Origin of the sequence: Candidatus Symbiopectobacterium sp. 'North America' (assembly GCF_015762685.1) — a bacterium.
In the GTDB taxonomy this organism is placed as follows: Bacteria; Pseudomonadota; Gammaproteobacteria; order Enterobacterales; family Enterobacteriaceae; genus Symbiopectobacterium.
In genome coordinates, this window is the sequence record NZ_PEHF01000067.1 from 1 (window position 1) to 3,239 (window position 3,239).

4 protein-coding genes and 1 pseudogene are annotated in these 3,239 nt (G+C 40.3%); all 5 read left to right on the plus strand.

Features of this window, described 5'->3' with window-relative positions:
• Positions 1 to 545 precede the first annotated feature (545 nt).
• Positions 546 to 1,253, plus strand: a complete 708-nt coding sequence (locus CS369_RS14635; RefSeq protein WP_196907697.1) for a hypothetical protein — start codon at positions 546 to 548, stop codon at positions 1,251 to 1,253.
• Positions 1,250 to 1,498, plus strand: a complete 249-nt coding sequence (locus tag CS369_RS14640; protein ID WP_196907698.1) for an ogr/Delta-like zinc finger family protein — start codon at positions 1,250 to 1,252, stop codon at positions 1,496 to 1,498. Before CS369_RS14635 ends, CS369_RS14640 begins: the two co-directional genes overlap by 4 nt.
• A gap of 302 nt (positions 1,499 to 1,800) precedes the next feature.
• The gene (locus CS369_RS14645) at positions 1,801 to 2,403 is read left to right on the plus strand and encodes a hypothetical protein (protein ID WP_196907699.1); all 603 of its coding nucleotides are present in this window, start codon (positions 1,801 to 1,803) and stop codon (positions 2,401 to 2,403) included.
• Positions 2,357 to 2,809 carry an AIPR family protein gene (locus CS369_RS14650; protein WP_196907700.1) on the plus strand — a complete coding sequence of 151 codons (453 nt, stop codon included), beginning with the start codon at positions 2,357 to 2,359 and terminating at the stop codon, positions 2,807 to 2,809. Before CS369_RS14645 ends, CS369_RS14650 begins: the two co-directional genes overlap by 47 nt.
• Positions 2,810 to 2,852: 43 nt before the next feature.
• Positions 2,853 to 3,239: pseudogene (locus CS369_RS14655) on the plus strand (transposase); the annotation flags it as partial.

Sequence of the window (3,239 nt, forward strand, 5' to 3'; positions counted from 1 at the left end):
AAGGTACAAGTATAGATAATTATACTTGATTGAGGGTGTGTGCCACCATGATAGGGGAAGACCCGAATATTTACAGGGGTTGCAACAAGGAGGAGTTGTGCCATCAGCGTTACAAATTGGTCAAAATGAGTCTCCAATTACAACGTGTTGCACCCTGATGCAAGCAAGTGCAATGAGGTGCATTTTTCATAACTATTTCGTTTATTTACCTTAAATTTTATTCGTAAAGAATCTAAAAAAAGCTAGCCAGAAGAAAGGCTTCAAAAAATCAGGGTGAACAGTGGTGAATAGTCGATGAACAGTTTTTTGGCAACTCTTCACCCTATTATTTATTGATTTATCTACTTTTTTATCAAAAGTGAATAGTAGTGAACAGTTTTATAAAAGAGTTAGTTGGGATGAAGATAAAAACACCGCGCTAAGGCCGTGTTGTGTGGTTACTGGCAAAACGGGCTTTGCTGGTCGTGGTTGTGTGGTGGCCTGCACAATAGCAACCAGACGATAACCCCGGAGAGCGTAACCATGGCAAAACCACCGTAGATGTCTTGAATGAGCGTATTACTACTCAACGCAAGCAATTCGAAACCGCTAAGGCTAATTATCAGGCGCATGCTACCGCGTTACAGAATGTGAGCAATGCGATAGAGAAGGCGCAACAACAGCAACGTGTTGAGCAGGAAAAAAGCCAGCTACTGGAAAATGAATGGCGGCATCGTTTCCGCAATTCAGGCGGCCAGATGACGGACGACCTCAAGACCATGCATTTACAGCAGATCTCCCATAAAGAGCTGGCAAAAGAATATGATGGTCTGATCGCTGCGCTTGAGTTGGATAAAGCGCAGTGTGAACTGGCGGCGGCAAGCAGTGGTCTCGCCTATCAGGATGCACACCGTTCATTACTGCGCAGTTATGCCGGTTACGAGCTGGAAAAAGCGTTTGCCAACATACAACCTCTGTTCCGGGCAATGGCGCTACGCTTGCATGCCTTGTCGTTAAAATCTCATGATGAGCAGGTCGATGATCATGGGAATTTTAATGCTACCGACCATAAAATTGTTAGCCAGGAAGTTCTGCAAAAGCTAATAACCGGCATGACAAATTACTCCGTGAATAAAGAGCAGGAGCCATTATTAAAAGAGATTGGCTTATATTCTCCAGAGATTAGCGGGGTTAATCCTGAGTTATTAATCAGCCCTATTAAACGAATGCAAAGAGGGCAAATGTTAAAAGAGCAGCGGGAGAATGCAAAATGATGTCCTGCCCGTTCTGCGGCCATGCGGCACATGCACGATCCAGCCATAAAGTATCGGAGAACGTGAAACAGCGTTATCATCAGTGCACCAACATCGAATGCTCTGCAACCTTTTGTACCTCCGAGGCGGTGGAGGAGATTATTCAACCGTCAAATCGAAAAGATTTGCCCGTGCCGGAAATACCGTTATCGCCAAGAATGCGTAAAACATATATTGATTACCCCGAATTTAAGCAGTCAAATTAATTAGTCAGATCATATTTCATTGTCGTCAGTACCAACGGAATTTGCCCGCCATGAGCGGGCTTTTTTGTGCGATTTTTTCTCTGGCTAGCGATTTTATGACCGTGCATGCATACAGTGCATGGAATTGCATGTGATATTACCCCCTTAAATACCCCCATACTGTCAGTACTGGCGCGGTCTGAGCGTCTCCATGCAAGTGCATGAAAAGCGCTGCATGAAGCGGGCAGGCGAGGCAGGGATAGCATTGCGCGCGCGTGGGAAACTTTATGTATCTTGAGTGTAATTTAGAGGCGGCATATTCTATGAAATACTTGATTCTTTTAAATGTACTGGATAAAATAAGAGAGGAAGCACCAAATTTAATGTCTAAGACATATAAATCAAATAGTAGTGTTGATAAAATAAATTACTCTAGATCAAGAGCGTTTATACATCTCTATCTTAAAGTTAGTTTCGGTATTCTGGACTTTATGGAAAGAGAATGGTTTATTACTGATAAAGCTTATGATGGTGGTGTTGATGGTTATTACCTTGATAAGGATACAAGGGTAATATATTTTATTCAATCAAAGTTTAGGGCTTCATCTGCTAATTTTGAATGCAAAGAAATTTCTTTAAATGAAATACTTGTTATGAATATAGAAAGGATTATTGATGGTGAGGTTAATGATGAAAATGGTAATTCATATAACGGTAAAATAAAACAATTGCAACGAGAAATTAGTGAGTTGCATGATGTTGCTAGATATTCATATAAAGTTGTTATTTTAGCAAATTTATCTGGAGTAACGACGAGTCAACTAAAAAAGTTAACCAGTGAATTTAATTCAGAGGTTTTTGATTATAATAGGAGTTATAATGAGCTTGCCCCTCGTTATATCTGGTACTTACTTTACTGCGTCTGAAATAAATATTCCTATAGATCTTTCAAATAAATATGCGGGAAGCAAAATTAGTTATTCTGTTAGTACTAGTATCAGTGAGTGTGAAATTACAGTTTTGTTTGCACCGACGATAGAAATAGCCAAATTAATGAGTAAGTATAAAAATTCAATCTTAAAATTTAATCCGATGAGTTATCTTGAACATGATGGAAAAGCTATAAACTCATCAATTAGAGAAACCATAATAAATAGTAATGCAAATGAGCTTGCATTATATAACAACGGAATAACGATTTTATCTGATGAAACGAATATAAATGAAAGAATTGATCAAAAAAACAAAGCGCAATTAAGGATAAAAAATCCGCAAATTATAAATGGAGGTCAAACTGTAAGTATCCCGGTAAACCGAACCATTCACTTTTAGAGATCTTCTGACATACTGATTATGTCCCGTTGAGGAGATCGCCATGCGTAAAGCCCGATTCACCGAACACCAGATCATCGCCGTTTTGAAGTCTGTTGAAGCTGGACGTACCGTCAAAGACGTTTGCCGCGAAGCGGGAATATCTGAAGCCTCGTACTACAACTGGAAAGCAAAGTTTGGGGGTATGGAAGCGTCTGATATCAAAAAGATGAAAGATCTTGAAGACGAAAACCGACGATTGAAACAGATGTTTGCCGATCTGAGTCTGGAATGCCGGGCACTCAAAGACGTTATCGAAAAAAAACTTTAAAACCAGCGATAAAGCGTGAGCTCGTCAGTTACCTGATAGAACAATTTGCGATGAGCTTACGTCAGGCATGCAGGACGTTATCGCTGAGCAGGACGGTGTATTTTTACCAACCCGACAGCC